This window comes from Mesorhizobium sp. M8A.F.Ca.ET.021.01.1.1, from assembly GCF_003998025.1.
In the GTDB taxonomy this organism is placed as follows: domain Bacteria; phylum Pseudomonadota; class Alphaproteobacteria; order Rhizobiales; family Rhizobiaceae; genus Mesorhizobium.
In genome coordinates this window covers 1-2,553 of sequence record NZ_RZSJ01000740.1, presented here as the reverse complement: position 1 = coordinate 2,553, position 2,553 = coordinate 1, and the positions used below count along the sequence as shown (strand labels likewise).

3 protein-coding genes are annotated in these 2,553 nt (G+C 60.9%); 2 read left to right on the top strand and 1 reads right to left on the bottom strand.

The features are described 5' to 3' along the window. On the top strand, nt 1-784 hold a 784-nt coding region (locus EOA36_RS33145; protein ID WP_145969446.1), incomplete at its 5' end, for a TatD family hydrolase. Continuing rightward, nucleotides 781-1,602, top strand: a complete 822-nt coding sequence (locus EOA36_RS33140; protein WP_127280979.1) for an MBL fold metallo-hydrolase — start codon at nt 781-783, stop codon at nt 1,600-1,602. The genes EOA36_RS33145 and EOA36_RS33140, both read left to right, overlap by 4 nt. Before the next feature lie 219 nt (nt 1,603-1,821). Here the strand turns inward: EOA36_RS33140 and EOA36_RS33135 are convergent, their stop codons facing one another. Then, nucleotides 1,822-2,481, bottom strand: coding sequence for a DUF1629 domain-containing protein (locus EOA36_RS33135; protein ID WP_127280978.1), 660 nt, complete (start codon nt 2,479-2,481; stop codon nt 1,822-1,824). Between the last annotated feature and the right edge of the window lie 72 nt (nt 2,482-2,553).

Below are 2,553 nucleotides of genomic sequence, written 5' to 3'. Positions count from 1 at the left end.
TTGTCATCTGGACTTTCCGGACTTTGCCGAGGAGCGGGCGGCCATTGTCGCCCGCGCCAAGGCGGCCGGTGTCGGCCGCATGGTGACGATCTCCACGCGCGTGAAGCGGTTTCAGCAAATCCTTGAGATCGCGGAGACTTTCGACGAAGTCTATTGCTCTGTCGGTACCCATCCGCACAATGCCGCCGAGGAGCTCGACGTCACCACGGCCGACCTTGTCCGCCTGTCTGCTCACCCGAAGGTGGTGGCGATCGGTGAAGCGGGGCTCGATTTTTTCTACGACAAGGCACCTCACGAGGCGCAGGCGCAGGGTTTTCGCGCTCATATCGCCGCAGCCCGCGAGACCGGGCTGCCTCTCGTCATCCACTCGCGCGATGCCGACGATGACATGGCCGCCATTCTCGAGGACGAGACGGGGAAGGGCGCCTTCCCGTTCATCCTGCATTGCTTTTCGTCGGGACGGCGGCTCGCCGAAATTGGCGTGTCGTTAGGCGGCTATGTGTCGTTCTCGGGCATCCTGACTTTCAAGAACTCAGCCGAATTGCGCGCCATCGCCGCCGATGTGCCGCATGACCGGCTGCTGGTCGAGACGGACGCGCCATATCTGGCGCCGGTACCGTTTCGCGGCAAGCGAAATGAGCCGGCCTATGTCGCGCAGACCGCCAAGGTGCTGGCTGATACAATTGGCATCAGCGAGGCTGAAATCGCAGCGTTGACGACCAACAATTTCTTTCGGCTGTTTGGAAAAATGCCACGCCCGGACCAGCGGGCGCCAGAGGCATGAGCGACCGGCTGCGCCTGACCATTCTCGGCTGTGGATCGTCGCCAGGCACGCCACGCATCACCGGCGACTGGGGCAATTGCGACCCCACCAATCCCAGGAACCGGCGCATGCGCACGGCCGCGCTTGTCGAGCGCATTGCCGCCGATGGCGGCCGCACCACGGTCGTCATCGACACCGGGCCGGATTTCCGCGAGCAGATGCTGATGGCTTCAGTCAGGCGCATCGATGGCGTGATCTACACGCATCCGCACGCCGACCACATCCACGGCATCGACGATTTGCGCGGCTATGTGCTGGAACAACGGCATCGCATCGCCATCCATGCCGACGAGCCGACCATGCTGCGGCTGCGCGAGGCGTTCGGCTATTGCTTCGAGACGCCGCCAGGCAGTTCCTATCCGCCGATCGTCGACGCCCACATCATCGACCATGCCAGGCCGGTTGTGATCGAAGGAGAGGGGGGTGCCCTCACCTTCGAGCCGCTGCCCCAGATCCATGGCGACATCATTTCGCTGGGTTTCCGCATCGGCGGGCTCGCCTACTGTCCCGATATCAGCGACTTTCCGGAAGCCACCGCAGAGCGGCTGCACGGTCTCGACATGCTGGTCATCGACGCGCTGCAATACCATACCCATCCCAGCCATCTGTCGCTTAGCCAGGCACTTACCTGGATCGAAAAGCTGGCGCCCAGAAATGCCGTGCTGACGCACATGCATGTGCCGCTGGATTACGCCACGGTGATGACCGAGACTCCCGACCACGTGGTGCCGGCCTATGATGGCATGGTGATCGAAATTCCTTACGAGTCAAAGCGATAGAGAAAGCTGCTCAGTCGGCTTATCCAGTCGCCGTTCGAACGTTGGGCGATGGGTTCGAGGTCGTGAAGTGCCGCTAGAGTGCCGTCCACGATGGTTGCCCGCCAAGGGCCGAAACCGCAGCAATTCCGGGGTTACGCCCCGTACGCTAGTTCCATAATCTATCTTATGCGACTTTTGTCGCAACGTGAAAGCGTCTCGAATCCATCTCGCAGCCCTGCCTTACAGACCTGCCTTCCGACGCAGACCGGCCCAAAAACTTCTGAGCGAATTCGCGGATGAGACAGGTGCACGCTCCACGCCGCGGTATTCGATCCTGTCGCGACCGACCGTTTCGTCATTCCAGACCAACTCAAAGGCGATGCCTTTGAGCCCGAGTTCTCCGATCTGACGCACGATGGTGTCTTGCAGATAGATATTGGATACTCGCACGCCATCGGCACGCTCCGGCAATTTGAATATCTCGGCCCCGCCGATAGCCTCCGCCCGAAGGACGAGGTTTTCGATCGTCATGATGCCGCCATCGTCAAAGCGGACGATTCTTGAACGCTCTTCGTCCAGCGCATCGACCACAGTGGTGACGTTGAAGAGCCATATGGGCTCGTCACCACGAAGCGACAGGAATTCGCCATACCGTTCGAGAATCGGCCGTAGCGACTTCAACGCCGTGGCCCTCAGAATGAGCACATGCTCGCCAAGCCAGGGAAAATCCGAATATAACCGGGATGTTCCGTCTTCTTGCTCGTGCAGGAATTTCATCCGGGGCGAACGCCATCGCTTCTGGCTCCGGCCGCCGAGGGTCGCGAATAGCCGGTAGTCGTCGGTTTGTTCGGGAAGAACCCATTCCTGCCCCTCCACTACACTCGGAACATAGATCTTCACCCGACCTCACGACCCTCGCACGCTTCCAGACAGTGAAGCCTCCCTACCGCTGCGCACAGCGGCCTCGCAGCG